Raw genomic sequence first — 23,443 nt, 5'->3', positions numbered from 1 at the left:
TATACGGACGGAAGCTGTCGAAGGCAAGTCAGTCGAACAGGCTGGAGACGGAGCTTTCGTCGGCGATGCGGCGGATCGCTTCGGCGAGCAGGGGCGCGATCGTGAGGATGCGGATCTTGTCGGTTGCGGCGGCGGCTTCGTAGGCGGCGATCGAGTCCGTGATGACCAGTTCGCGCAGCACCGAATTGTCGACGCGCGTTACGGCGCCGCCCGAGAGGATGCCGTGGGTGCAATAAGCGACGACATCCTCGGCACCGCCTTCCTTGAGCGCGGCGGCGGCGTTGCAGAGCGTGCCGGCGGAATCGACCATGTCGTCGGCCAGGATGCAGAAGCGGCCGGAGACATCGCCGATGATGTTCATCACCTCGGATTCGCCGGGCCGCTCCCGCCTCTTGTCGACGATCGCAAGCGGTGCGTTGTTGAGCCGCTTGGCAAGTGCGCGGGCGCGGGCGACGCCGCCGACGTCCGGCGAGACGACGGTGATGTTGCGGCCGGTGAAGCGGGCCTGGATGTCCGCCGCCATCACCGGGGCGCCGTAGAGATTGTCGGTGGGGATGTCGAAGAAGCCCTGGATCTGCCCGGCATGCAGATCGACCGAAAGCACCCGGTTGGCGCCGGCGACGGTGATGAGGTTCGCGACCAGCTTCGCCGAGATCGGCGTGCGCGGCCCGGGCTTCCGGTCCTGCCGCGCATAGCCGAAATAGGGCAGCACCGCGGTGATCCGCTTGGCCGATGCGCGCTTCAGCGCGTCGATGCAGATCAGCAGCTCCATCAGATTGTCGTTGGCCGGATAGGAGGTCGACTGGACCACGAACACGTCCTCGCCGCGGACATTTTCGTGGATCTCGACGAAGATCTCCTCGTCGGCGAAGCGGCGGACGCTGACTTCGGTCACCGGCATCTCGAGATAGCCGGCGATCGCCTTCACCAGCGGCAGGTTCGAATTGCCCGACATCAGCTTCATGGGAAACTATCCTGGATCAGCGCGCTCGTGCCGCCTCTGAAGCCCGGGCGGCGCGAAGGCAAGGGCGTTGCCCGAGCCTGCGGCCTTGCCTAGACGCGCGGCATGAATGTCGTCACCCGCTTCGCGCCCTCCCCGACCGGGCGGATCCATGTCGGCAACATCCGCACGGCGCTCCACAATTGGCTGTGGGCGCGGCGGCACGAAGGGCGGTTTATCCTTCGCCTCGACGACACCGATCGGGAACGCTCGACCGAGGCGTTTGCCGAGGCGATCCGGCACGATCTGGACTGGCTCGGGCTGACGCCGGACGAGGAGCATCGCCAGTCGGAGCGCTTCGGCCGCTACCAGGCTGCATTGGAGCGCCTGCGGGAGATGGGCCGCGTCTATCCCGCCTATGAGACGGCGCAGGAGCTCGACCTCAAGCGCAAGGTGCTGCTCGGCCGCGGCAAGCCGCCGGTCTACGACCGCGCGGCGCTGCAACTGAGCGAGGCGGACCGGGCGCGGCTGGAGGCCGAGGGGCGGCGGCCGCACTGGCGCTTCAAGCTCGATCATGCGGCTGGGATCGAGTGGAACGACCTCATCCGCGGGCCTCAGCATATCGACCCGGCCTTGCTGTCGGATCCGGTGGTGCGGCGCGAGGACGGCAGCTGGCTCTACATGCTGCCAAGCGCGGTAGACGACATCGACATGGCCGTGACCCACGTCGTGCGCGGCGAGGATCATGTCACCAATACGACGCTGCAGATCCAGATGTTCGAGGCCCTGGGGGCAGCGCCGCCCGCCTTTGCGCATGAAGCCTTGCTGGTGGGATCGGAGGGCAAGCTGTCGAAGCGGCTTGGCTCCCTGGGCGTGGAGGCGATGAAGGACGCCGGCATCGAGGCGATTGCGTTGCTCGCCAAGCTGGCCCGCATCGGCACCAGTCTGCCGGTCGAGCCGGTGACCAGCGTCAAGCCGCTGGTCGAGACGTTTGACTTCTCGTCTTTTGGCCGTGCGCCGGCGCGGTTCGACATGGACGAATTGACCGGCCTCAATGCGCGTGTCGTCCACCAGCTTCCGTTCGACACTGTCGCGAAGCGGCTGCCGGCGGGGATGAATGCGGAGGCTTGGGAGGCGATCCGGCCGAACCTCAAGAGCGTCGCCGAAGCGGCCGACTGGTGGCACATCCTCGAAGGTCCGGTCGCTGCGGAGGCGGCGGAGGAAGACCGCGCCTTCCTGCGCCAGGCGGCGGACGAGGCCGAGCGGATCGACTGGAGCACCGGGCCATGGGCGGCGCTCACGGCGGCGCTCAAGGCCAGCACCGGCCGCGGAGGCAAGTCGCTCTTCCTGCCGCTTCGCCGTGCGCTGACCGGCCGTGACAGCGGCCCCGAAATGGCGGCGCTCCTCCCGCTGATCGGACGGGAAGGAAGCGTTACTCGTTTGCGCAACGCGGCGGGCTGATCAGTAAGCGTCTCAACTCGCAGAAATCTTCAGCAGAAGCCAAAAAGGATATTTTATAACATTACATTATATTGTATCTTTGTCTTTGCAGCTGAAGGACTCAGCGCGTGAGAAGGAGAGTGCCATGCCTGAAGGAGGTTTTCTCGAGCAGAAACCGCGCAGCCCGACCGGCCTCGCGATCGTCATCGTGGTCCATGCGGCCATCCTTTCCGCCCTCGCTTTGTCGAAGATGGAAATGCCAGGGCCGGAATTGTTCAAGCGCCTTGAGGTGCGTAATATTCCCGTGCCGAAGGATCCCCCGCCCATTCCGGCGAAGCCGCGGGTGGAGCCGGAAGTCGAGCCGCAGCAGCCGACGGTGATCACGCGACCGGACCCGATTGTCACCACCGATAAGGTGCCGGTGTTTGAGCTACCCCCGCGGCCGACAGATTTCACCATGGTGGACATGAGGCCGCCGGGTCCCAGGGATATCGCTATCCAGCCACCCGAGCCTCCCAGGCCGCTGCCGGACCCGGTGCGGATGGAGGCGCGGCTTGATCCGCGCAGCGAACTGCTGCCGCCCTACCCGCCGGAAGAGCAAAGGGCGGAGCGCGAGGGCAATGTCACCATCAAGGTCTATATCGGGACCGACGGGCGCGTGAAGCGCGCGGAGAAGGTGTCGGCGGCGAGCGAGGCCTTCTGGCGCGAGACGCAGCGCCACGCCCTGCGCAACTGGCGTTTCAAACCGGCCACAATTGACGGCAGGCCGGTCGAGAGCACCAAACAGATGACGGTCCGGTTCGTGCTCGACAGCTGACGGCCGCGGCACCTGGAGGGGCTGGCGCGTGACGCGCGCCGGCCCTATCTTCATCACATGCCGCTTCCCCGCCCCTCCTCGCCCCGCGTCCTCTGGCAGGACCTTCGCGCCTTTGCCCGCGAGCGGCCGAAGCATCAGTGGATCGCCGCGACCGCCGCGGTCGTGATGCCGCTGATCATCCTGTTCGGCTTCTATAAGGACGCGCAGACCAACATCGCGCCCGGCGAGCAGATCGTCTTCGCCGAGAGCTGGACCGGCACCCGCAGCGATGCGGAAATCAAGGCTGCCCAGGCCGAGCGCGAGAAGCGGCGCGAGGCGGCCCAGGCCGAACGGCAGCGCCAGTTCAAGGAACTCGAGAAGAAGTTCGGCATGAAGTGAGTGACGGGCGCTGGATGGCGGCGGCGATCGCGCTCGGCGAGCGCGGGCGCGGCCGGACTTCGCCCAACCCCAATGTCGGCTGCGTGATCGTCAAGGGCGAGGCTGTGGTCGGCCGCGGTTGGACCCAGCCTAGCGGGCGACCTCATGCGGAGGCAATGGCGCTCGCCGAAGCGGGCGACGAGGCGCGCGGCGCCACGGCCTATGTCACGCTCGAACCCTGCGCACATGTGAGCGAGCGCGGTCCTGCCTGCGCCGATCTGCTCGTCGAAGCCGGCGTCGCCAAGGTGATGGTCGCTGTCCGCGATCCGGACCCCCGGACTGACGGCGCCGGCATCGACCGGCTTAGCGCGGCCGGGGTTGCGGTCGAGCTCGGAACCTGCGCCCAGGAGGCGTCGAGATCGATCGCGGGATTCCTCACCCGCGTGCGATTGGGAAGGCCGTGCATCACCCTGAAGCTCGCCATGTCGATCGACGGCAAGATCGCCCTGCCGTCGGGCGAGAGCAAATGGATCACCGGCGAGGATGCCCGCGCCCACGTCCACCTCGAACGCGCTCGCGCAGACATGATCCTGGTCGGCCGCGGTACATACGAAGCCGACAAGCCGCGCCTCGACGTGCGACTGCCGGGGCTGGAGGACCGCTCCTCCCGCCGCGCGCTGCTCACCAGGCGTGAGGCGGTGGAAGGCTGGACGCGGCTTTCGAGCCCCCAGGAGGTGCACAGCCTTCATGACGTCAACGACCTGCTCGTCGAGGGCGGGTCGGGCGCCGCCTCGGCCTTCCTGCAGGCCGATCTCGTCGATCGCCTGCTCATCTACCGGGCGCCGCTGCTCATCGGCGACGGCAAGTCATCCGTCGGCTATATCGGCCTCGCCAACCTCGCCGACGCGCACCGGCGCTGGCGGCTGGCGGATACGCGCCCGCTTGGCATGGACCGGCTCGAAGTCTACGAGCGCGTGCGGAATGACACACAGCACCGTTCGCCCTGAGCCTGTCGAAGGGCTGTCCTTACTTTCCTGCCGAAGAGAAGGGCAGGGCTTCGACAAGCTCAGCCCGAACGGGTGAGGTGCGGGAATAGTGTTTACTGGCATCATCACCGACATCGGCCGGGTCGAGGCAGTGGAGCAGCGCGGCGACGCGCGGCTCAGGATCGCGTGCGGCTATGACATGGCCACCGTAGATCTCGGCGCCTCAATTTCCTGCTCCGGCGTCTGCCTCACCGTCGTCGACAAGGGCGAAGGCTGGTTTGCCATCGATGCTTCGGCCGAGACGCTGAGCCGCACTGTTCCCGGCATGTGGGCGGAGGGGCGCCGCCTGAACCTCGAGCGGGCGCTCAAGGTAGGCGACGAGCTGGGCGGCCACATCGTGACCGGCCATATCGACGGCATCGGCGAAGTGGAGGCGACGCTCGAAGTCGGCGGCTCGACGCGCATCACCATCATCGCGGGCGACGACGTGGCGCCCTACATCGCCGCCAAGGGCTCGGTGGCGGTCGACGGCGTGTCGCTCACCGTCAACGAGGTCGAGAATCTGTCGGAAGGTGCCCGTTTCGCCGTCAACATCATCCCGCACACGGCCGAGCAGACGACCTTGTCTGCCCTTCAGGCGGGCGATCGGGTCAATATCGAGATCGATATCCTCGCCCGCTATCTCGGCCGGATGATGGAGCTGAGACGCTGATGGCTACCCAGCCCCTGGAACGCGGCTTCCTCTCCAGCCCCGAAGAGCTGATCGACGAAGCGCGCAACGGGCGCATGTTCATTCTCGTCGACGACGAGGACCGAGAGAATGAGGGGGACCTCGTCATTCCGGCGCAGATGGCGACGCCCGACGCGATCAACTTCATGGCCAAGCATGGCCGCGGCCTGATCTGCCTGGCGCTCGCCAAGAGCAGGGTGGAGCAGCTCGGCCTGCAGCTGATGAGCCGCCACAACGGCACCCGCCACGAGACCGCCTTCACCACCTCCATTGAGGCGAAGGAAGGCGTCACCACCGGCATCTCCGCCGGCGACCGCGCGCGCACCATCTCGGTGGCGATCGACGCCTCGAAGGGGCCGGAGCATATCGTCACGCCCGGCCACGTCTTCCCGCTCGTCGCCAAGGACGGCGGCGTGCTGATCCGCGCCGGCCATACCGAGGCGGCGGTGGACGTCGCGCGCCTCGCCGGCCTCAACCCGTCCGGCGTGATCTGCGAGATCATGAAGGAAGACGGGACGATGGCGCGGATGGACGACCTCGTCGCCTTCGCCCAGCTCCACGGCCTCAAGATCGGCACGATCCGCGACCTCATCGCCTATCGCCTCAAGAAGGACCATCTCGTCGAGCAGACCGCGGAGGCGAGCTTCGAGAGCCGCTGGGGCGGCACCTGGACGGCCCGGACCTTCCTCAACAAGGCGCTCGGCAACGAGCAGATCGCGCTCGTGAAGGGGACGGTTGATCCGTCGAAGCCGACCCTCGTCCGGATGCACGCGCTCAGCTTCTTCTCCGATGCCTTCGGAGAGGCGGGCGCTCGTTCCGGGCTCCTGCAGGGTGCGATGAAGATCATCGGCGAGGAGGGCGCGGGGGTGATCGTGGTGATCAACCGGCCCATGCCGGACGCCCTGAGCCGTGCCCTCAACATCCGTTCGGGAAAAACGGAGGCCAAGGATATGGAGGAGCTGCGCGATTATGGCGTTGGCGCGCAGATCCTGTCGGCGCTGGGGGTGCACGACATGATCCTGCTCACCAACACCCACCACAGCCCGGTCGCGCTCGGCGGCTACGGTCTCAAGATCGTCGGCGAGCGGCCGATCCCGCTGAAGGAGGTCTGATGGCGCGGCTGCTCATCGTCGAGGCGCGTTTCTACGACCACCTCAACGACCTGCTCATCGAAGGCGCGACCGAGGCGGCCGTCGCCGAGGGGCACAATGTCGACGTGGTGACGGTTCCCGGCGCGCTAGAGATTCCCGCCGCGATCGCGCTGGCGGCGGAGACGGGCCGCTACGATGCTTATGTGGCACTGGGCGTGGTGATCCGCGGCGAGACTTACCATTTCGAGATCGTCTCCAACGAGAGCGCGCGCGGCATCATGGCGCTGACGCTCGACGGCCTCGCCATCGGCAACGGCATCCTGACGGTGGAGAACGAGGCGCAGGCACTCGCCCGCGCACGCCCGGACGAAAAGAACAAGGGCGGCGAGGCGGCCAAGGCGGCGCTCGCGATGATGAAGCTCAGGGAGCGGTTTGCGGGCTGAGCGCCGGCGCCAGCCAGCTGGGGATGATCGCGTTGCCGAGATCCTCGACACGGCGATGCTCCACCGCCAAGCCCAGCTCGGGATAGTGGATGCGGGTGCGCTCGCCTGGAGCCTCGGCCGGCACCACCACAAGCCGCCGGTTGACCTTGGAGCGGTAGTTCATCCGCGCCGTATTCTCCTGACCGACATAGCAGCCCTTGGTGAAGCTGACGCCGTTCAGCTCAGCGGCATTGCATTCCAGCCAGAGCGTCTTGTCCGATCCAAGCTCGGCCCGCCCTTCCGTCACGCCGCGCGAGAGGCGGTGTTCGAGCCAGCCCTGGGCAGGTTCTTCCGCCGCCGCGAGCCACCTATGGCCGAGTTCCGGAAGGCGCGGATCCAGGCTGCTCCCCGGCGAACGCCAGGGCCCAGTTGCGGCCGCGTCCTGGACCCCGGCCTTCGCCGGGGAACACCAATGGACCGCAAGCGTCTCCTCCAGCTCAATCACGATCGGCCTGCGTAGGCGGTAGAGCTTGAGCCGCTTGGCCAACTCCTCGAAAGCCTCACGCTCGCAGTCGATCAGCACGTCATCGCCGTCCGCCCAGAGGATGAAGTCGAACAGGGCCTTGCCCTGAGCGGTCAGCAGCCCGGCCCAGAGCGGCCGCTCCTCGGCGAGGAGCGAGACGTCGTTGGTGACGAGCCCCTGGAGAAAGCCGCGCACGTCCTCGCCGGACAGGCGGATCAGGGCACGATCGATGAGGGTGGTCGCGGCCATGGTGGCTAGTTAGGGTCGCGCCCGCCGAATCCCAAGCCGAGAAGCGATGACCGACCGTCTCACGATCCGCCGCCCCGACGACTGGCACGTTCACCTCCGCGACGGGCCCATGCTGGCGGCGGTGGCCGGCTACACGGCGCGACAGTTCGCCCGCGCGATCGTGATGCCGAACCTGACCCCGCCTGTCACGACCGCCGCCGCGGCCGCCGCCTATCGCGAGCGCATCCTAGACGCTCTTCCGGCAGGTGCCGACTTCACGCCGCTGATGACCTGCTATCTCACCGACGATGCCGATCCGGACGAACTCGCCCGCGGCTTCTCGGAGGGGGTGTTCGCCGCCGCCAAGCTCTACCCGGCGCATGCCACCACGAACTCCGCTCACGGCGTCACGAATATCGCCAATATCTATCCCGCGCTGGAGGCGATGCAGCGGATCGGGATGCCGCTGCTCGTCCACGGCGAAGTGACCGATCCCGAAGTCGACATCTTCGATCGCGAGGCGGTGTTCATCGACCGCGTCCTGATCCCGCTCGTGCCCGGGTTCCCGGAGCTCAGGATCGTGTTCGAGCATGCGACCACGGCCGACGCCGTTGATTTCGTCGCGGCGAGCGGGCCGAACATCGGTGCCACGATCACGCCCCAGCACCTCCACATCAATCGCAACGCCTTATTCACGGGCGGCATCCGGCCGCACATGTATTGCCTGCCGGTTGCCAAGCGGGAGCGGCATCGCCTGGCGCTCAGGAAGGCGGCGACGTCCGGTTCGCCGAAATTTTTCCTCGGCACCGACAGCGCGCCACATGCCGTCTCAGCCAAGGAGAGCGCTTGCGGCTGCGCGGGCATCTTCAACGCGCCCTACGCGCTGGAGAGCTATGCCGCCGTCTTCGAGGAGGAGGGGGCGCTGGACAAACTGGAGGCGTTCGCGTCGGAGAATGGCCCCCGCTTCTACGGCCTGCCGCTGAACCAGGGCACGGTTACGCTGGAGCGCTCAAGCGTGACAGTGCCCGATCGGCTGGAGCTCGGCTTCACCGACATCGTCCCCTTCCATGCGGGCGAGCGCCTCGGCTGGCGCCTCGCCTGACGCGTCAGAACGGCAGCCAGCGGTTCTTCTCGCTGAACTTCATGTAGCCGGCATTGAGGCCGAGCCGCAGGCCGACGCCGAGCCGGACCGGAATCAGCACCACGTCGCCGCGCCGCAGGTAGCTCGCAGTGAAGCCCCCGACTGCGTAGGCGCGGCCTTCCGCAGCGGGGTAACGGCGGAACAGCTTCTGGCCGTCGTGGAGATTGTAGACGAGCACGAACACCTTGTTGGCGTCGGCGCCGAAGTCGAAACCGACCGAGGGGCCCGTCCAGAACACCGCCCGGTCGCCCTCGACGCGGTGGCGCATGGTGCCCGATCCGTAGCGCACGCCGGCGACGAACGCGCCGCCCGCTTCGCGACCGGCAATGTAGGCGACCGGCTGGCCCTGGTCGGCGAGGATGTTCTCGAGCAGGCCCGCCAGTCCTTCTGCGCCCTTGCCGAACACGCCCTCGGCCGCGCTGAACACGTCGTCGCGCTCGAGCGTGTCCTGGACCGGCGTCATCTGCGGATCGATGGCGGCAGCGGCAGTATCGCCGGTGCCCGTGCTCTCGGCCTGCATCGGCTCATCCACCGGCTGATATTCCGGCTCCTGGACCGGAGCGGATTCCCCAGGCGCGGCCTCGTAGGCGTCGACCTGGTTAGGATCGATGGTGGTGACTTGCGCTGCAGCCGGCGCACCGGCGAGCGCGAGGCCGGCCGCTGCGGCCAGCTTCAGGAACCCGAGCTTGAACATGACGCTACTCCCCCGAACAAGTGGTTCAGAGAGATACCGAATGTGATGCTGTCCCCGCAATGAACGGGCGATCAAGTGAGTCCGATCGTCGCCGAGGCGAGTCTTTTCGGCCACAGGCGGGCCGTCAGCTGCTCAGAAGGCGCTGTCCTTCGCCTCGTAGACCGGTTTGGAGGCAGCCCAGCGCCCGTTCGCCCTTTTCTCCAGCGGACGCGCGCATCGCTCGCAGATCGCGACATAGCCGCCCTGGCGGCGCGCGATCGAGCTCAAGGACGGCCGGTGACGTCCGAATAGGCAGCCGAGACTCATCGGCGGGATATAGTAAATGCCGCAGGTCCGTTCCAGACGCACCCCACTGACCTGGATTAGGCGAGCGCCGGTTCCTGGGCTATTGCATCGGCCGCTTCGCCCCGGGCGAGCCGGCCGAACTTGTCAGCCAACTCCTTGTGCCAGAGCTGCGCCGAAGGGCTGCACGCCCGGTTCGCCCGAGCCGCTTCTTCAAGCGCCCGACGCGCGAAATAACGCTGATTGGAAACCACGCTGTACCCCCACTGCGACCCGCCTGCAGTGGACGAATCTTCGCGCAGGCGAATCGGAAAGGCAAGGCACTCACGGCATATTTTGGTCGCGACTTTCCAACCTTTCGCCCGACGAATTCAATCGTCCGGCTCGCGCTCCTCGAACGGGTAGCGGCCGCGGATGCGGGCGTTGAAGTGGCGGCCCTTGGCGAAGGCGGAGCGGAAAGCCTCGGCGGCCTCAGGTGGGACGTCGTGATAGACGTAGCGGCGGCCGGTGGTGAGCTGGACGTCGAGCTCCCGGCCGTCTGCGCGGTATTCGAACGACCTGATGATCGTCGAGGGCATGTTGCCGGCGGGCGGCGGATGTGGGCGGCGCGAGGGGGAGGCGCGCCGCCCGTCCCAGGCCTTAGCGGCAGCGGACGTTGCCGCGGGCGACTTCGCGGCCCAGTGCCGCGCCGGCGCCGCCACCAATCAGGGTGCCGAGAATGCTCGAGCGACCGCCGTCGATGGCATTGCCGAGCAGGGCACCGACCGCGCCGCCGATGATCAGGCCGGTCGTGCCGTCCGAGCGGCGGCAATAATATTGACCGTTGCGGCCGCGATAGATGCGGTCGCGGGAGCTCAGGCGGCGTTCGCTATAGTAGCGGCCGTCGCGATAATAATCGTCGGCATAATAAGCGTTCCGTCCGGGCTCGTAGCGGTTGTAGTCATAGTTGCGATACTGGCGGTAGTCGCGGCGGACCTCACGGACCTCCTGCCGGCAATCGCGCTGAATGCGGTTGTATTCCGCGCGGGTGCGGGCATTGCGCAGGTCGCGATTGCAGTCGCGGCGGACTTCATTGACTGCCTGGCGCTGGGTCTGCGCGAAAGCGGGGACGGCAGGCAGGGTGGGAAGGGCGACAGCGCTCACCGCCGCGGCGAGGATCAACTTACGCATCACTGGAACTCCTGAAACCGGACCTGGGGGCGGGTCCGGGAAGGAGAACGAAAAGCGGCGGGCGGGGTTGCATGGAGGGCGCTTTAGCCCGCGTCGACAGGCTCCGAGGCGCGTGCCGCCTCGCAAAGTGCGCGGAGTTGCCGCTTGATCGAGTGGCCGGCGAGATGCGCGTCGATCTGGTCGAAACGCTCGCGCTTCAGCGTGAGGCGGATCTCGTCGATGCTGGCACAGGTGCCGGAGCGGGCAAGGGCGAAGGCGCGTTCTAGCGTCGTAACATCGTTCATTTCGCCCATATGGCCCAATACGCCCTGGAAACCAAATTTCGATTTGCTATGTTGCAGTGCAACAAAGTCTCGCCGCCGCTGGTTGAGCGGGGAGCGGCCCCCTTCCGGGGCGCCACGGAGGGACCCGAATGCCCGTTATCACACCACGCCTCCGCCTCCGCCGCAGCGCCAAGGGGCGGAGCGCCTTCGCCCCGGCCGCCGCGACAACCGACCGCCTCTCCGACCTGGAGGGCGTGCGAGACAATCCCGGCAATCTGCGCGGCCGCTGCTACGTCCCGAAGGGGCTGAAGGGGCCGGCGCCGCTCGTCGTCGTGCTCCACGGCTGCACCCAGGATGCGGCGGTCTACGATCACGGCTCGGGCTGGTCGACGCTCGCCGACCGCCACGGCTTCATCCTCCTCTTTCCGGAGCAGCAGCGGGCGAACAACCCCCTGCTCTGCTTCAACTGGTTCTCCGGCAACGACACCCAGCGCGGCATGGGCGAGGCGGCGTCGATCCGGGCGATGATCGAGGCGGTGAAGAAGCAGCATGCGATCGACCCCGCGCGCATCTTCGTCACCGGCCTCAGCGCCGGCGGCGCGATGACGTCGGTGATGCTCGCCACCTACCCGGAAGTGTTCGCGGCCGGGGCGATCCTGGCCGGCGTCGCTTATGGCTGCGCGGACAGCGTCGGCGAGGCGTTCGACTGCATGGGCGGCCGATCCCGTGCCGATGCCGCCGAGCTCGCTGCCCATGTCCGCCGCGCCAGCCCGCACAAGGGGCCGTGGCCGCGCGTGCAGGTGTGGCAGGGCAGCGCCGACAGCACGGTGGTGGCGAGCAATGCCGACGCGATCGTGCTGCAATGGGCCGCGCTCCACGGGCTGGCGCCGCAGCCGGGCCGGACAGACGAGGTGGCGGGCTACCCCCGCCGCGCCTGGCTCGGCGCCGACGGCCGGCCGCTGATCGAGCATTATTCGATCACCGGCATGGCCCACGGCGTGCCGCTCGCCGGCGGTGTCGAGGACGCGCTGGGCGTGGCGGGCGCGCACATGCTCGACGTCGGGCTGAGCTCGACCGCGCGGATCGCCGCCTTCTTCGGCATCGCGCCGGAGGAGAAGGCGCGGCCTGCCAAGGCGGCGCCAGGCAAGCCGCGGGCCCCGCGCAAGGCGGCCGCGCCGGAGGCCGCGAGCGGACCCCAGCAGGTGATCGAGAAGGCGCTGCGGGCGGCGGGCCTGCTCCGCTAGCGCCCCGGAAGTTCACAAGAGTCCAAGAGGATGGTCGCCCCAGCCGCCGCGATCCCGCGACTGCTTGCGCGGCGTGCTCGATCAGCCCAGCATGGCATCCTGAGCAGGGAGGATGCGATGTTGGGAATGACCGTCTTGATCGCCTTGGCCGCCGCGCAAGCGCCGGCCGCGCCGGAGGCGCAGGCGCTGGGGCGACGCCTGGCGGAGGCGGGAACGCTCGCCTCCCTGCTGCCGATGATAGCAGCCAAGGAGACGGAGGAGATGGTCGCCGCCCATCCGGAGCTCAGCGACGCCGACAAGGCGAAGTTGCGGAGCGTCGCGGCGGCGACGGCCAAGGCCGGATCGGACCGGCTGATGAAGGCGGAGGGCGACGCTTATGCGGGGCGGCTCAGCGTCGAGGAGCTGAAAGCCCTGGTCGCCTTTCATGAAAGTCCGGCGGCGCGGCGGCAGCGCGAGGTGATGCCGGCGGTGATCATGGCGACCATGCAGGCGGCGGGGCCGATCGACTTCAAGGGCGAGACGCTTGCCGCCTTCTGCAAGGAGACGGGCAAGGCCTGCCCAAAGAAATAGCCACGGGAACGCGGCTGCCGGCGCGCCGTTCTCCTCCACGAAGGAGATCGAGCATGGTCGAGACGGTGCCGCCGCGGGAGCTCAGCCGGGAGCTGCGCGAGGAGACGAGCGGGGATTTGGCCCGGCGACGCTGGACGATCGGGCTGAGCTTCGCCGGCAGCGCGATCGGCATGGTTGTCGGCGCCTACCAGACCGGCATCCTGAAGCGGCTGCCGGACATATTGCCGGGGCGCATCTTCGACGCCGAGAAAGTCGACGCCTCCGATTACGCCTATGAGCGGATGCAGATGCCGGACGGGCCGCTGATGGCGATCACCTACGGCATCACCGCGGCGCTGGCGGCGGCGGGCGGCAAGGATCGGGCGCGGCAGAATCCGGCGCTGCCGATCGCGGCCTCGGCCAAGGCGGGCTATGACCTCGTCACCTGCGTGCGCCTGGCGCGGGAGGAGTGGCGGGAGAACAAGGCTTTGTGCAGCTGGTGTCAGATCGCGACCCTGGTCTCGGCCGCGACGCTGGCGCTGACTTTGCCGGAGGCGGTGCGGGCCGGGCGGGAGCTTCGATCCGCCTGATCGATCGGGATTAATCGAACGGAAAGGCCGGCGTGCGAGCTTTGCCCGCATGAGTGCCCGCAAGAATGCCCGATGGTTCTGGCCGGGGTGGATGCACAGAAAACATCGCCGCAAGGCGAAGATCGCGCAGGTCCGGCAACGGGATGGGGACAAGTGCTGGCGCTGCAATCATCCGATGCGCTTCGAGGGCCCGCCCAATTGCGGCAAAGCAGCGACGATCGAGCATCTGACGCCGCTCTGTCACGGAGGCACCTGGGCGCTCGACAATCTCGTTCTGTGCCACCCTGGCTGCAATAAGCATCTCGGCACCTTCCCGCGCGAGCGGAAGGAGCGGATGCGGATCAATCGGCCGGCGAGCCCGGGGGCCGGAGCTCGGGATGCTCGTCCAGGATGTCCCTGACGAACTCCTCCGCCTGCTCCCTTTCCTCTTCTTCGTCCATCGAGAGCTCGGCGGAGATGTCGTCCTTGATGGCCCCGATCGAATCGACGTCGCCGCGCGGCCCGAAATTGGTCGGGCAACCGGCCTCGCCCAGCGCGCGCTCCATGTCGGCGACGGCGCCCATTGCGGAGAGCATGCCGCCGGCGCCGGTCGTGTCCTTCTTGGCCGCCACCTCTTCGCCGAGCTTCTCGGAGACGCCTGCCCGGATCTCCTGGCAGACCTCGGAGAATTCGTCGTGGACGATCTTATATTCGTGATAGGGGATGGGTTCCGCGCTGCCGAACCCGCTGAAATCGCCGAGCCCGCCCGCGGCCCACACGCCGCCGACCGCGATCGGCGTCATCAATGCGAATGACCTCAGGAACATAGTCCCTCTCCCCCGTTCGGCGGGAAGACTATTCGAGCATGGTTAAATCCACGTTGCCGGGGGGTGAAGGCCGGGCCCCCCCGCGGCTCATCGATCGGTCAGGCGGGAGCGCGGGCGACGACCCAGAGGAAGCTGCCGTCCTCGTCGTCCTGCGGCACCACTTCCGCCCGTTCGACCGCGAGGCCCGCCTGCCGGATCAGGGCGAGGTTCGTCTCGGCGTCGAAGTGGCTGAAATACATCGGGGCACCGAGCCAGTCGCCGCTCCATTCCGGCGTTGCGGTGGCGCCGAGGCTGGCGAGGAAGACGCCGCCGGGCCTGAGCCACTCGGCGAGGCGGCGGAACAGCCCGGCATGCTCGGCGCGGGGCAGATGGGTGATCGAGTAGAAGGCGGCGACGGCATCGAAGCTGCCGCGCTCGAATGCGGCTGCGGCCATGTCCGCCTGGACGAATTCGGCGCCGGGCACGTTGGCGCGGGCGAGCGCGACCTGGCGGGCCGATCCGTCGAGGCCGAGCACGTCATGGCCCGCTTCGGCCAGCCGTCGGCAGACGGGCACGCCGGCGCCGCAGCCGAGATCGAGCACCCGCGCCTTCGCAGGCAGGAGGGAGAGCAGGGTCTCGAGCCAGCGCTCCCGAACCACGGACGAGCCGCATTCCGCCAGATACGCATCGGCGATGCGGTCATAGCCGTCCGTGACGACGGCCTTGGGATCGATGCTGTTTGGCGCCATCTGTTGCATCGCTCCTTACCCCGCCCGCGCGTGATACGCAGCCGGAGATTGGGCGAGGCCGGAGGCCCGCTCCCCCGGTCACCGGTTGTCGAGCTGCGCCCGCACCGCGGCGAGGACGCGGCGAGAGCCGATGAGCCGCCTTTGTTTGGCCGGGGCTCGCACAGTCGGCCACCAAGGGGTTGATCGAGCTTCAGAATTGAATAATTTTGGAATCGCCGGGCTCCTTCGCGGCCCGGCGCGAGGCGGAGGGGCTCTCTCCGGCGCCCTCCTGCCCATCCGATCAGTAGCTTCGAATGGAGGAGACATATGCAATTCAACCGAAAGGCCGTTCTTGCCGGCATTGCCTCGCTCGCGCTTGCGGGAGGCGCCGCAACCGCCGCCCCCGGCGACGAGGCCGTCAAGGTGATGAACCTCAGCCTGCCGGACGGGTCGGTGGCCCGGATCCACTATCAAGGCGACACCCCGCCGCGCGTGGTGATCGCCGAGGCGCCTGCGCCGCGTTGGTTCATGCCCGTGGCCGCATACCGCTTTGAAGCGGCGCCGTTCGCCACCTTCCACCAGATTGCCGCCGAGATGAACCAGCGCATGGCCGAGATGATGCGGCTGATGGAGCTCGCCACTCCGGTCGCGCTGGATGGTGCGCCAGGCCTCAGGCTCGCCAGCAACGGCACGCTGCCGGAGGGCGGCTACAGCTTCGTCTCGCGCAGCGTGACGCAGGGCGGCTGCACCCGCACCGTGCACATGACTCGCACTGAAGCGGACGCCGAGCCCAACGTCGTCACACGCACGTCGGGCGACTGCGACGGCGGCCGGGAGAAGACTCCGGCCGAGCCGGCGGAGAGCCGCGTCACGATCTGACCGGCGCCTGGGGTGGAGGTGCGGAAGCTCCCAGGCTTCCGCGCCTCTTGCCTGTCAGCGGTTGTCGAGCTGCGCCCGCACCGCGGCGAGGCCGCGGCGGCTGATTCGGTAGGGGGCGCCGCCCTCGGATCCGATCAGCTGCCGGCGCTTGAGGCGCTGGAAGACGCCCAGGCGGCAGTCGGCGAGCCGCCAGCCCTCGCGGGTGAAGCAGTCCACTTGCGTGATCTTGCCGGTCGCCGGATCGCGCCGATGGACGATGCGCCCGCCCTGCGCCAGCGCGTGCAGCACGCGCTGTTCGTGTTTCGAGATGTTCACTGGAAAACACCGTTCTTCGTAACGTGAAGACGGCGTGGGAGATGACGGCGGGCTGGGATGGCCGGGCCGCATTCCACGCGCGAACGGAAAGCACTGACGCGTCGGCGTTAGGTCCGTCTCAGCGGGCGGCAATCTCCGGCATATTCCACTCCAGAATGGGTGGCGGCGCATTTATGTAGAGGCACGGGTGAGGTCAAGTGTGAGGCGGGCGGAACTTCTTTCAAGGTCCACTGTGGGCAATCACCCGCCGACAAAGCGCCAAAAAGTCCGCATGGCACAAGTCGTTCTTGGCGTCATTCGTTCGCCAAGCACAAACGACAAAGTCATATCGACCGTCGGGCAACAGAACGTGATCGACTGTAGGAAGAAGCGCCAGGCTAGCCTTGTAAGCCGATCGCTGGGCCTTTGACTCCTCATTGTCGTACGTGCTGATCTTTTCCCAGTCCAACGGCTCCCCTGTGTAAAAGTCATCACCTTGGGACGCGCAGACAGCCGCATGAATTAGTCGGCGATAGCCAGCGCCTCTGATGTCATGGAAAGATCTTTTGCGGTCGCGGCGAACGTGGGCGTCGGCCTTCCGCTCCAGCCAGCGACTATAAGCAGCCTGTGTGACCCGCCCCTCTAGGAAACGGGGAAGTGCATAAATCTTGCTAATGATGGGTACCCCGTTCTCCCTACTCAGATCAAGTTAGGCTGAGCAGCCTCGGCACGTCGACCGAGATTCTTCATCAACTCGCTCGATCTTAGGAAGAACAGGAAATATGGGTCTATGATCGCGAACGTCCCCGAGGCCGCTTCAGCATCCCATTCTACAATTCTCTGAGTGGGATGCATCTGCTCCGCAAAGCCGGCAATTTGCTTGAGCGACTCGGTGATACTGCTGCCAACCGGTTTATCGTCGACACATACCGCATTGATGCGGTTCTGCAGATCCGCGTAATTAAACTCCATTGAGGGCGGGTCTTGCGATAGTGCTAGTAGTGACGCCCGGTAAGCGTCGCCCAACGAACCATCCGTGAAGCGAAATTCCTTACGCTCCGTACCTCTAACCCGTGGACCGGCATGCATTTGCTTCACCAAGGAGGTGTAGTCAGCCCGAGTAGACGCTTGTTCGAGAGCCTCTCGGATTTCTACCTCGCTGACCTCGAGATTCCTTCTAAACTCGAAAGTTTCTCGTAGCCTGAGATTGAAGCACAGCTGGAGACAGAGCGCCTGCATGATCTGCGGCGACGTACAGCTCTCCTGGGCAAATCTCAGAATAACATCATCTGGAGCATCTAAATTCAGAGCTCGGAAGCCTTGGATTCCAATCTTAACCAAATCATCAATGGACCAGAACGACGTGTCTATATTGATTGTCCGCCCTCTGAGTTCATGATTTGAGCGAACGACATCGTCTGAACGATGAGGCACGGAAGCGATGCAGAAGCGAATTCCGGCCTCTGAGCCAGTTTTGATCTGCCTGCCTACGGCTTCTTGAAGCTCACGGGCGATATAGTGGAAGTCGTCGAGGAACACGATGAAATCGCTGTTTGCGATTTCTCGGGCGACCGCTGCCATCCCACGGTTTTGCTGAACTGACGAGGTCGTCGTGTTAGCGGCGGTGCTTGTGGCAATCCCGCCGCCCACCGTAACAGAGGCAACACCGGGAATACCCACGGTCCCGCTCGTCGTGGCGTTCGGCGTCAGGGTTTCAGTGGCACTCGTGCCGGCTGTGACTGAAGAAGGAGTGGCCATCCAATTAAGTATGGACTCCCATAAGTCAGAGGCGGTCTCAATCTGCGAACCAAAAATGTGAATCAAGTTATCGTCGCCAACAATATTCCGGACGAGCGCCGTTTTTCCTGTCTTTGATGGCCCGGAAATCGATATCGGAGAACGGGGGGTGTCGATAGCATCGCGCACCCGCTTCTCAAGCTTCTCTTCCTCCCGCTCAACGTAAGTGACTGTAGGGAAGTCACTCGGAACAAATACCTCCGTAGCCTTGTAGAAGTTCACTCCGCCGCCACTCCGGCCCGCGCAAACATATCCGCATCGCCCTCGGCCGCCGGGACGTCGTTCGCCGCCTTGGCCGCCTTGCGCCGATCGAAATTGTCCCAGACCTCGCCCCAATTGCCGCGCGTGGCCGCCTTGGAATATTCGGTGGCGCGGGTTTCGAAGAAGTTGGCGTGCTCGACGCCGTTCAGCAAAGGCGCCAGCCAGGGGAGCGGGTGCTCGTCGATCATGTAGATCGGCTTGAGGCCGAGCTGGCCGAGGCGCCAGTCGGCGATGTAGCGGATATACTTCTTGATCTCCTTGGGCGTCATGCCGGGGACCGGGCCCTGCTCGAAAGCGAGGTCGATGAACGCGTCCTCGAGGCGGACGGTCGTCTGGCAGACGTCCATGATGTCCTCCTTCACCGCCCGCGTCAGGCAGTCGCGCTCCTTGGTGAAGGCGTGGAACAGGCGGACGATGCCCTCGCAATGCAGGCTCTCGTCGCGGACCGACCAGGAGACGATCTGGCCCATGCCCTTCATCTTGTTGAAGCGCGGGAAGTTCATCAGCATCGCGAAGCTGGCGAAGAGCTGCAGCCCTTCCGTGAAGCCGCCGAACATGGCAAGCGTCTTGGCGATGTCCTCGTCCGTGTCGACGCCGAACTTCTGCAGGTAATCGTGCTTGTCCTTCATCTCCGCATATTGGAGGAAGGCCGAATATTCGCTCTCGGGCATGCCGATCGTGTCGAGCAGGTGCGAATAAGCGGCGATGTGGACCGTCTCCATGTTGGAGAAGGCGGTCAGCATCATCTTCACTTCGGTCGGCTTGAACACGCGGCCGTATTTGTCGTGGTAGCAATCCTGCACCTCGACGTCGGCCTGGGTGAAGAAGCGGAAGATCTGGGTGAGCAGGTTGCGCTCGTGGGCGGTGAGCTTCTGCGCCCAGTCGCGGCAATCCTCGCCGAGCGGCACTTCCTCCGGCATCCAGTGGATCTGCTGCTGGCGCTTCCAGAATTCGAACGCCCAGGGATATTCGAAGGGCTTATACTGCTTGGAGGCTTCGAGAAGGGGCATGTCCGGCTCCTTAGGAGTCAAAAATATTGAGAAGGAAGATCAAGGCGGCGCAGGCGATCAGCAGGAACCCGAGAAAGCGGGCGCCCTTGCGCTGTTCGGGCGGCGCCGGGAGTGCGATCGAACGCGCGCCGAGCAGCGCGAAGAAGAGCGGCGTCGCCAGTTCGGTCCAGAAGGGGTCGGTGTCGGTCGTGACCCGGACGTAGAAGCTCACCACCATGAAGATGGCGACGCCCACGAGGGGGACGAAGAACATGCGCTCGATGCGGGCAGCTTCGGTCTTTTCGCCCGTCATGATTGCACCCGCACGACACGGTCGCGATAGACGACATGGGATTTGCGGGCGCCGACGCCGAACACGACGATGCCGAGGAAATAGCCGAAATCGTACCAGCCGCCGTTATTCGGCACGGCGTAGATCGCGACGTCATCCATGAACAGGGAGACGACCCAGGCGACCGGGAAGATGAAGCCGTGCCACAGGCCGAGCAGAAAGCCCGGCGCCGCCGGCGCGACCGCCCCTGCGCCTTGCGTCGCTGCGCAGGCGGAGAGGGAGGCGGCGCCGGCCGCGGCAAGGAGCCCCCGCCGGATCATTGGCAGGCCAGGCACTCGTCGTAGTCGGTGGTCGCGGCGAGCTGGATTTCCTTGAGGTCGGGCGTGTTGTCGGCCTCGACGCCGCCCGCGAAGCCGGCGCGCTGAACGCTCTTCGACCGGAGATAATATAGGGATTTGATGCCCAATTCCCAGGCGCGGTAGTGGAGCATCAGCAGGTCCCACTTGTCGACGTCGGCGGGGATGAAGAGGTTCAGCGAGGTCGCCTGGTCGATATAGGGCGTGCGGTCGGCGGCGAGCTCGATCAGCCAGCGCTGGTCGATCTCGAACGACGTCTTGAAGGTGTCCTTCTCTTCCGCCGTGAGGAAGTCGAGGTGCTGGACCGAGCCGCCGCGCTCTAGGATGGAGTTCCAGACCGCGTCCGAATCCTTCGACTTCTCCTTGAGGAGCTTCTCCAGATACGGGTTCTTGATCGAGAAGGAGCCGCTCAGCGTCTTGTGGGTGTAGATGTTGGCCGGGATCGGCTCGATGCAGGCGCTGGTGCCGCCGCAGATGATGCTGATCGACGCGGTCGGCGCGATCGCCATCTTGCAGCTGAAGCGCTCCATCACGCCCATGTCGGCGGCGTCCGGGCACGGGCCGCGCTCGTTGGCGAGCATCATCGAGGCCTCCGAGACCTGCGCGGCGATGTGCTTGAAGATCTTGAGGTTCCAGCTCTTGGCCAGCGCGCCCTCGAAGGGCAGGCCGCGGGCCTGGAGGAAGGAGTGGAAGCCCATCACGCCGAGGCCGACCGAACGCTCGCGCTCGGCGGAGTATTTGGCGCGGGCCATCTCGTCGGGCGCGCGGTCGATATAGTCGGTGAGGACGTTGTCGAGGAAGCGCATCACGTCCTCGATGAAGACCTTGTCCTTGTTCCACTCGTCCCAGGTCTCGAGGTTGAGGCTGGAGAGGCAGCAGACCGCGGTGCGGTCGTTGCCGAGATGATCGCGGCCGGTGGGGAGCGTGATCTCCGAGCAGAGGTTGGAGGTCGAGACCTTGAGGCCGAGATCGCGGTGATGCTTCGGCATCGACCGGTTCACCTGGTCGATGAAGATGATGTAGGGCTCGCCGGTCGCGAGACGGGTCTCGACCAGCTTCTGGAACAGGCTGCGGGCGTCGACCTTGGCCCGTTCGGAGCCGTCCTTGGGCGAGCGCAGGACCCACTCGTCGCCGGCCCGAACCGCCTCCATGAACGCGTCGGTGACGAGCACGCCGTGATGAAGGTTGAGCGCCTTGCGGTTGAAGTCGCCGGAGGGCTTCCGGATCTCGAGGAATTCCTCGATCTCCGGGTGATTGATGTCGAGATAGCAGGCGGCCGAGCCGCGGCGCAGCGAGCCCTGGCTGATCGCCAGCGTCAGGCTGTCCATGACGCGGACGAAGGGGATGATGCCGCTGGTCTTGCCGTTGAGGCCGACCGGCTCGCCGATGCCGCGGACGCTGCCCCAATAGGTGCCGATGCCGCCGCCGCGCGCGGCCAGCCAGACATTCTCGTTCCAGGTGTTGACGATGCCGTTGAGGCTGTCGTCGACGCTGTTGAGATAGCAGGAGATGGGCAACCCGCGCCCGGTGCCGCCGTTGGAGAGGACGGGCGTCGCCGGCATGAACCAGAGCTTCGAGATGTAATCGTAGACGCGCTGGGCGTGATCGGCATCGTCGGCATAGGCCGAGGCGACGCGGGCGAACAGGTCCTGATAGGATTCGCCGGGCAGCAGATAGCGGTCCTCAAGCGTCTCCTTGCCGAAGTCGGTGAGGAGCGCGTCGCGGGACGCGTCGGTCTTCACCGGGAAGCGCTTCGGCGCGACCGCCTTGCTGTCGCTCATGTCCGTGTCGGCCGCCGCGGCGGCGTCGATCTGCGCATGCTCGCTCAAAGAAAAATCCACAGCTTTCTCCCCCGTTCTATACACAACATGTAGGCACTCGTCAGCTGCGTTACATCTACGTGTTGTGATTCACGGGGTAATATGATGCCCCGGAATTTGACAAGCGGGAGGCTCGGGGGCGCGGCCCTGCTGTTGCGGCTCCGTTACGCGCGACGCGCCGGAAAAGAGTCGTTTTCGATGCTGTCAACGCGGTAAAAAATTTTTTCATCAAGGCTCTCAAGTCGCTCGCTCCGACCGAATCGGCAGCACATGTTCTTGTCTTGTTCTCACTACTCCTGGTGCATCGGGGCAGCAAGGCACCGGTTCCAAAAAGCATTCGGTTGAACTAGCCTCCGTACCGGGGATGGATTGGGGGGCGACGCGTGCGGAAACCGAAACTTTCATCCCTTTTCAAACGGAAGCCCAAGTCGCGGCTGAGGCGGATCGCCGACCGTGCGACGCTGGTGCTGGTCGGGATCTTCGGGAGCATCAGCTTCGCGCCGGAGCTGCTGGCATGGCCGTACCGGGCCGAGCGCGGGCCCATCACCATCTATTCGGAAGCGCCGATCACGGCCGACATGGACCGCGTGCTCGCGCGGTCGGAGCGGCTCTTGAGCGAGAGCCCGATCCACCGTCCGAAGATGCGGCGGCGGCTGTTCCTGAGCCAGGGCGGATGGCGCTGGTCCCTGCTCGCGCTCCAGACGCGCGGCGCCTTCGCCTTTCGGCGGCCGTTCAACAACGCGCTCATCTTCAACCGCAGCGACATGGCCACAGATCGCATCATGAACGGGCGCATTGTGGGCGGAGTGCGCTCGCTGTCGGGCGTGATCGCGCACGAGACCACGCATGTGCTGGTGTCGAGGAGGGGGGGCGAACTCCAGGCGATGATGCTGCCGACGTGGAAGCAGGAAGGCTATGCCGACCATGTGGCGAGGGAGAGCAGCCTCACGCGCGAGCAATATCGCATGATCAGCCGCGGCGGGAACGGCCACCCCGCGGCGGACTATTATGAGGGGCGGCTCCGGGTCGAGGAGGCGCTGGCCACGAATGGGGGCGACGTGGACGCGCTGCTCACCGGTCCATGAGCAGCCGGCGCGTCACTGAGGGAGACAAGGAATGACGTTCGAACTCTTCGCTCACCCATTCTCCTCCTACTGCCAGAAGGCGATCACCGCCCTCTACGAGAACAACATCCCGTTCGAGTTCAGGCTGCTGGAGCCGGGCGGCGGGCCCAACATCGACGAGATGAAGCGGCTCTGGCCGATCGGGAAGTTCCCGGTGCTGCGCGACGGCGAGCGCGTGGTGCCGGAGGCGACGAGCATCATCGAATATCTGCACGTCCACCATCCGGGACCGGTGCGGCTCATCCCGGACGATCCGGAAGCGGCGCTCGAGGTGCGGATGATGGACCGCTTCTTCGACAATTATGTCTCGACGCCGCAGCAGAAGCTAGTCTTCGACCAGATCCGCCAGGAGGGTGAGCGCGATCCGGCCGGCGTTGCCGATGCGCGGGTGATGCTCGACAAGGCCTATGGCTGGCTGGAAACGCGCATGGCGGGCCGCGAATGGGCGGCGGGCGCATTCAGCCTCGCCGACTGTGCGGCCGGCCCCTTCCTCTTCTATGCGGATTGGAGCCATCCGATGGATGGCCGCTTCCCCAATGTCGCCGCCTACCGCCAGCGGCTGATGGCGCGGCCCGCCTTCAAGCGGGCGATCGACGAGGCACGCCCCTATCGCCCCTATTTCCCCGGCGGCGCGCCGGACCGGGACTGACG

General features: G+C 66.1%; 30 protein-coding genes. 15 read left to right on the top strand and 15 right to left on the bottom strand.

The annotated features are described in order from the left end of the window. Positions 1-28: 28 nt before the first annotated feature. Entirely contained in the window at positions 29-964 is a 936-nt protein-coding gene (locus tag AC5JBD_RS02575; RefSeq protein WP_495720197.1) for a ribose-phosphate pyrophosphokinase, read from the bottom strand. Positions 965-1,066: 102 nt separating this feature from the next. Between AC5JBD_RS02575 and gltX the strand changes: the two genes are divergently transcribed. From gltX to ribH, 7 genes are all read left to right on the top strand, one after another. After that, positions 1,067-2,401: a glutamate--tRNA ligase gene (gltX, locus tag AC5JBD_RS02570; RefSeq protein ID WP_495720196.1), complete on the top strand. Its 1,335-nt coding sequence runs from the start codon at positions 1,067-1,069 to the stop codon at positions 2,399-2,401. 85 nt (positions 2,402-2,486) lie between these two features. After that, positions 2,487-3,197: an energy transducer TonB gene (locus AC5JBD_RS02565; protein ID WP_495720195.1), complete on the top strand. Its 711-nt coding sequence runs from the start codon at positions 2,487-2,489 to the stop codon at positions 3,195-3,197. A gap of 57 nt (positions 3,198-3,254) precedes the next feature. Then, positions 3,255-3,575 carry a hypothetical protein gene (locus AC5JBD_RS02560; protein ID WP_495720194.1) on the top strand — a complete coding sequence of 107 codons (321 nt, stop codon included), beginning with the start codon at positions 3,255-3,257 and terminating at the stop codon, positions 3,573-3,575. Between the two features lie 14 nt (positions 3,576-3,589). Beyond that, on the top strand, positions 3,590-4,561 hold the full coding sequence (gene ribD, locus AC5JBD_RS02555; protein ID WP_495721171.1) for a bifunctional diaminohydroxyphosphoribosylaminopyrimidine deaminase/5-amino-6-(5-phosphoribosylamino)uracil reductase RibD: 972 nt from the start codon (positions 3,590-3,592) through the stop codon (positions 4,559-4,561). A gap of 88 nt (positions 4,562-4,649) precedes the next feature. After that, positions 4,650-5,252 carry a riboflavin synthase gene (locus tag AC5JBD_RS02550; protein ID WP_495720193.1) on the top strand — a complete coding sequence of 201 codons (603 nt, stop codon included), beginning with the start codon at positions 4,650-4,652 and terminating at the stop codon, positions 5,250-5,252. After that, the gene (gene ribB / locus AC5JBD_RS02545; RefSeq protein ID WP_495720192.1) at positions 5,252-6,382 is read left to right on the top strand and encodes a 3,4-dihydroxy-2-butanone-4-phosphate synthase; all 1,131 of its coding nucleotides are present in this window, start codon (positions 5,252-5,254) and stop codon (positions 6,380-6,382) included. Before AC5JBD_RS02550 ends, ribB begins: the two co-directional genes overlap by 1 nt. Further along, positions 6,382-6,804, top strand: a complete 423-nt coding sequence (gene ribH, locus AC5JBD_RS02540) for a 6,7-dimethyl-8-ribityllumazine synthase (protein WP_495720191.1) — start codon at positions 6,382-6,384, stop codon at positions 6,802-6,804. Before ribB ends, ribH begins: the two co-directional genes overlap by 1 nt. Here the strand turns inward: ribH and ygfZ are convergent. Continuing rightward, entirely contained in the window at positions 6,782-7,555 is a 774-nt protein-coding gene (ygfZ, locus tag AC5JBD_RS02535; RefSeq protein WP_495720190.1) for a CAF17-like 4Fe-4S cluster assembly/insertion protein YgfZ, read from the bottom strand. The two genes, ribH and ygfZ, sit on opposite strands and share 23 nt — an antisense overlap. Before the next feature lie 46 nt (positions 7,556-7,601). Here ygfZ and pyrC point away from each other — a divergent pair, with 46 nt between their 5' ends. Further along, entirely contained in the window at positions 7,602-8,636 is a 1,035-nt protein-coding gene (gene pyrC / locus AC5JBD_RS02530; protein ID WP_495720189.1) for a dihydroorotase, read from the top strand. A gap of 4 nt (positions 8,637-8,640) precedes the next feature. Here the strand turns inward: pyrC and AC5JBD_RS02525 are convergent, their stop codons facing one another. The 5 genes from AC5JBD_RS02525 to AC5JBD_RS02505 form a co-directional block, all read right to left on the bottom strand. Beyond that, the gene (locus tag AC5JBD_RS02525) at positions 8,641-9,369 is read right to left on the bottom strand and encodes a DUF1134 domain-containing protein (RefSeq protein WP_495720188.1); all 729 of its coding nucleotides are present in this window, start codon (positions 9,367-9,369) and stop codon (positions 8,641-8,643) included. Between the two features lie 132 nt (positions 9,370-9,501). After that, positions 9,502-9,675, bottom strand: coding sequence for a hypothetical protein (locus tag AC5JBD_RS02520; RefSeq protein WP_495720187.1), 174 nt, complete (start codon positions 9,673-9,675; stop codon positions 9,502-9,504). 347 nt (positions 9,676-10,022) lie between these two features. After that, positions 10,023-10,229, bottom strand: a complete 207-nt coding sequence (locus AC5JBD_RS02515) for a KTSC domain-containing protein (protein ID WP_495720186.1) — start codon at positions 10,227-10,229, stop codon at positions 10,023-10,025. A 61-nt stretch (positions 10,230-10,290) separates the two neighbouring features. Further along, on the bottom strand, positions 10,291-10,821 hold the full coding sequence (locus tag AC5JBD_RS02510; RefSeq protein WP_495720185.1) for a glycine zipper 2TM domain-containing protein: 531 nt from the start codon (positions 10,819-10,821) through the stop codon (positions 10,291-10,293). An 83-nt stretch (positions 10,822-10,904) separates the two neighbouring features. Next, complete coding sequence (locus tag AC5JBD_RS02505) at positions 10,905-11,105, bottom strand: hypothetical protein (RefSeq protein ID WP_495720184.1); 201 nt, start codon at positions 11,103-11,105, stop codon at positions 10,905-10,907. Between the two features lie 128 nt (positions 11,106-11,233). On the opposite strand from AC5JBD_RS02505, the gene AC5JBD_RS02500 reads away from it, so the two are divergent. The 4 genes from AC5JBD_RS02500 (at position 11,234) to AC5JBD_RS02485 (ending at position 13,867) form a co-directional block, all read left to right on the top strand. Beyond that, positions 11,234-12,328 carry an extracellular catalytic domain type 1 short-chain-length polyhydroxyalkanoate depolymerase gene (locus AC5JBD_RS02500; RefSeq protein WP_495720183.1) on the top strand — a complete coding sequence of 365 codons (1,095 nt, stop codon included), beginning with the start codon at positions 11,234-11,236 and terminating at the stop codon, positions 12,326-12,328. Between the two features lie 126 nt (positions 12,329-12,454). Next, on the top strand, positions 12,455-12,898 hold the full coding sequence (locus AC5JBD_RS02495) for a DUF2059 domain-containing protein (protein ID WP_495720182.1): 444 nt from the start codon (positions 12,455-12,457) through the stop codon (positions 12,896-12,898). Between the two features lie 53 nt (positions 12,899-12,951). Next, positions 12,952-13,467 carry a vitamin K epoxide reductase family protein gene (locus AC5JBD_RS02490; protein ID WP_495720181.1) on the top strand — a complete coding sequence of 172 codons (516 nt, stop codon included), beginning with the start codon at positions 12,952-12,954 and terminating at the stop codon, positions 13,465-13,467. Between the two features lie 49 nt (positions 13,468-13,516). Beyond that, positions 13,517-13,867 carry an HNH endonuclease gene (locus AC5JBD_RS02485; RefSeq protein ID WP_495720180.1) on the top strand — a complete coding sequence of 117 codons (351 nt, stop codon included), beginning with the start codon at positions 13,517-13,519 and terminating at the stop codon, positions 13,865-13,867. Here AC5JBD_RS02485 and AC5JBD_RS02480 read toward each other — a convergent pair. Both AC5JBD_RS02480 and AC5JBD_RS02475 read right to left on the bottom strand, forming a co-directional pair. Further along, positions 13,809-14,273: a hypothetical protein gene (locus tag AC5JBD_RS02480; RefSeq protein WP_495720179.1), complete on the bottom strand. Its 465-nt coding sequence runs from the start codon at positions 14,271-14,273 to the stop codon at positions 13,809-13,811. The genes AC5JBD_RS02485 and AC5JBD_RS02480 overlap by 59 nt on opposite strands. 98 nt (positions 14,274-14,371) lie before the next feature. Next, positions 14,372-15,001: a class I SAM-dependent methyltransferase gene (locus AC5JBD_RS02475; protein ID WP_495720178.1), complete on the bottom strand. Its 630-nt coding sequence runs from the start codon at positions 14,999-15,001 to the stop codon at positions 14,372-14,374. Between the two features lie 306 nt (positions 15,002-15,307). Here AC5JBD_RS02475 and AC5JBD_RS02470 point away from each other — a divergent pair, with 306 nt between their 5' ends. Then, positions 15,308-15,859 (top strand): hypothetical protein, encoded by a 552-nt coding sequence (locus AC5JBD_RS02470; protein WP_495720177.1) that lies wholly within the window; start codon positions 15,308-15,310, stop codon positions 15,857-15,859. A gap of 54 nt (positions 15,860-15,913) precedes the next feature. Here the strand turns inward: AC5JBD_RS02470 and AC5JBD_RS02465 are convergent, their stop codons facing one another. The 6 genes from AC5JBD_RS02465 to AC5JBD_RS02440 all read right to left on the bottom strand — a co-directional run bounded on the left by AC5JBD_RS02465 (position 15,914) and on the right by AC5JBD_RS02440 (position 21,629). Next, entirely contained in the window at positions 15,914-16,174 is a 261-nt protein-coding gene (locus AC5JBD_RS02465; RefSeq protein WP_495720176.1) for a YjhX family toxin, read from the bottom strand. Positions 16,175-16,852: 678 nt separating this feature from the next. Next, complete coding sequence (locus AC5JBD_RS02460; RefSeq protein ID WP_495720175.1) at positions 16,853-18,172, bottom strand: hypothetical protein; 1,320 nt, start codon at positions 18,170-18,172, stop codon at positions 16,853-16,855. Then, positions 18,169-19,221, bottom strand: a complete 1,053-nt coding sequence (locus AC5JBD_RS02455) for a ribonucleotide-diphosphate reductase subunit beta (protein WP_495720174.1) — start codon at positions 19,219-19,221, stop codon at positions 18,169-18,171. The genes AC5JBD_RS02460 and AC5JBD_RS02455 overlap by 4 nt, the downstream gene beginning before the upstream one ends. Positions 19,222-19,231: 10 nt before the next feature. Next, positions 19,232-19,513 (bottom strand): hypothetical protein, encoded by a 282-nt coding sequence (locus AC5JBD_RS02450; RefSeq protein ID WP_495720173.1) that lies wholly within the window; start codon positions 19,511-19,513, stop codon positions 19,232-19,234. Next, positions 19,510-19,812 carry a hypothetical protein gene (locus AC5JBD_RS02445; RefSeq protein ID WP_495720172.1) on the bottom strand — a complete coding sequence of 101 codons (303 nt, stop codon included), beginning with the start codon at positions 19,810-19,812 and terminating at the stop codon, positions 19,510-19,512. Before AC5JBD_RS02445 ends, AC5JBD_RS02450 begins: the two co-directional genes overlap by 4 nt. After that, on the bottom strand, positions 19,809-21,629 hold the full coding sequence (locus AC5JBD_RS02440) for a ribonucleoside-diphosphate reductase subunit alpha (RefSeq protein WP_495721170.1): 1,821 nt from the start codon (positions 21,627-21,629) through the stop codon (positions 19,809-19,811). Before AC5JBD_RS02440 ends, AC5JBD_RS02445 begins: the two co-directional genes overlap by 4 nt. A 422-nt stretch (positions 21,630-22,051) precedes the next feature. Between AC5JBD_RS02440 and AC5JBD_RS02435 the strand changes: the two genes are divergently transcribed. Both AC5JBD_RS02435 and AC5JBD_RS02430 read left to right on the top strand, forming a co-directional pair. Further along, positions 22,052-22,753 carry a hypothetical protein gene (locus tag AC5JBD_RS02435; protein ID WP_495720171.1) on the top strand — a complete coding sequence of 234 codons (702 nt, stop codon included), beginning with the start codon at positions 22,052-22,054 and terminating at the stop codon, positions 22,751-22,753. Between the two features lie 31 nt (positions 22,754-22,784). Then, positions 22,785-23,441, top strand: coding sequence for a glutathione S-transferase family protein (locus tag AC5JBD_RS02430; protein WP_495720170.1), 657 nt, complete (start codon positions 22,785-22,787; stop codon positions 23,439-23,441). Positions 23,442-23,443 lie beyond the last annotated feature (2 nt).

Source organism: Allosphingosinicella sp., assembly GCF_059502505.1.
The sequence above is the reverse complement of the archived record's forward strand: the minus strand, read 5'-3'. Positions and strand labels throughout refer to the sequence as shown.

Excerpts from the sequence above, each read along its gene's own strand:
- AC5JBD_RS02575 (WP_495720197.1), bottom strand. The coding sequence starts at position 964 with ATGAAGCTGATGTCGGGCAATTCGAACCTGCCGCTGGTGAAGGCGATC.
- gltX (WP_495720196.1), top strand. The coding sequence starts at position 1,067 with ATGAATGTCGTCACCCGCTTCGCGCCCTCCCCGACCGGGCGGATCCAT.
- AC5JBD_RS02560 (WP_495720194.1), top strand. The coding sequence starts at position 3,255 with ATGCCGCTTCCCCGCCCCTCCTCGCCCCGCGTCCTCTGGCAGGACCTT.
- ribD (WP_495721171.1), top strand. The coding sequence starts at position 3,590 with ATGGCGGCGGCGATCGCGCTCGGCGAGCGCGGGCGCGGCCGGACTTCG.
- ribB (WP_495720192.1), top strand. The coding sequence starts at position 5,252 with ATGGCTACCCAGCCCCTGGAACGCGGCTTCCTCTCCAGCCCCGAAGAG.
- ribH (WP_495720191.1), top strand. The coding sequence starts at position 6,382 with ATGGCGCGGCTGCTCATCGTCGAGGCGCGTTTCTACGACCACCTCAAC.
- ygfZ (WP_495720190.1), bottom strand. The coding sequence starts at position 7,555 with ATGGCCGCGACCACCCTCATCGATCGTGCCCTGATCCGCCTGTCCGGC.
- pyrC (WP_495720189.1), top strand. The coding sequence starts at position 7,602 with ATGACCGACCGTCTCACGATCCGCCGCCCCGACGACTGGCACGTTCAC.
- AC5JBD_RS02525 (WP_495720188.1), bottom strand. The coding sequence starts at position 9,369 with ATGTTCAAGCTCGGGTTCCTGAAGCTGGCCGCAGCGGCCGGCCTCGCG.
- AC5JBD_RS02520 (WP_495720187.1), bottom strand. The coding sequence starts at position 9,675 with ATGAGTCTCGGCTGCCTATTCGGACGTCACCGGCCGTCCTTGAGCTCG.
- AC5JBD_RS02515 (WP_495720186.1), bottom strand. The coding sequence starts at position 10,229 with ATGCCCTCGACGATCATCAGGTCGTTCGAATACCGCGCAGACGGCCGG.
- AC5JBD_RS02510 (WP_495720185.1), bottom strand. The coding sequence starts at position 10,821 with ATGCGTAAGTTGATCCTCGCCGCGGCGGTGAGCGCTGTCGCCCTTCCC.
- AC5JBD_RS02505 (WP_495720184.1), bottom strand. The coding sequence starts at position 11,105 with ATGAACGATGTTACGACGCTAGAACGCGCCTTCGCCCTTGCCCGCTCC.
- AC5JBD_RS02500 (WP_495720183.1), top strand. The coding sequence starts at position 11,234 with ATGCCCGTTATCACACCACGCCTCCGCCTCCGCCGCAGCGCCAAGGGG.
- AC5JBD_RS02495 (WP_495720182.1), top strand. The coding sequence starts at position 12,455 with ATGACCGTCTTGATCGCCTTGGCCGCCGCGCAAGCGCCGGCCGCGCCG.
- AC5JBD_RS02490 (WP_495720181.1), top strand. The coding sequence starts at position 12,952 with ATGGTCGAGACGGTGCCGCCGCGGGAGCTCAGCCGGGAGCTGCGCGAG.
- AC5JBD_RS02485 (WP_495720180.1), top strand. The coding sequence starts at position 13,517 with ATGAGTGCCCGCAAGAATGCCCGATGGTTCTGGCCGGGGTGGATGCAC.
- AC5JBD_RS02480 (WP_495720179.1), bottom strand. The coding sequence starts at position 14,273 with ATGTTCCTGAGGTCATTCGCATTGATGACGCCGATCGCGGTCGGCGGC.
- AC5JBD_RS02475 (WP_495720178.1), bottom strand. The coding sequence starts at position 15,001 with ATGGCGCCAAACAGCATCGATCCCAAGGCCGTCGTCACGGACGGCTAT.
- AC5JBD_RS02470 (WP_495720177.1), top strand. The coding sequence starts at position 15,308 with ATGCAATTCAACCGAAAGGCCGTTCTTGCCGGCATTGCCTCGCTCGCG.
- AC5JBD_RS02455 (WP_495720174.1), bottom strand. The coding sequence starts at position 19,221 with ATGCCCCTTCTCGAAGCCTCCAAGCAGTATAAGCCCTTCGAATATCCC.
- AC5JBD_RS02450 (WP_495720173.1), bottom strand. The coding sequence starts at position 19,513 with ATGACGGGCGAAAAGACCGAAGCTGCCCGCATCGAGCGCATGTTCTTC.
- AC5JBD_RS02445 (WP_495720172.1), bottom strand. The coding sequence starts at position 19,812 with ATGATCCGGCGGGGGCTCCTTGCCGCGGCCGGCGCCGCCTCCCTCTCC.
- AC5JBD_RS02440 (WP_495721170.1), bottom strand. The coding sequence starts at position 21,629 with ATGAGCGACAGCAAGGCGGTCGCGCCGAAGCGCTTCCCGGTGAAGACC.
- AC5JBD_RS02430 (WP_495720170.1), top strand. The coding sequence starts at position 22,785 with ATGACGTTCGAACTCTTCGCTCACCCATTCTCCTCCTACTGCCAGAAG.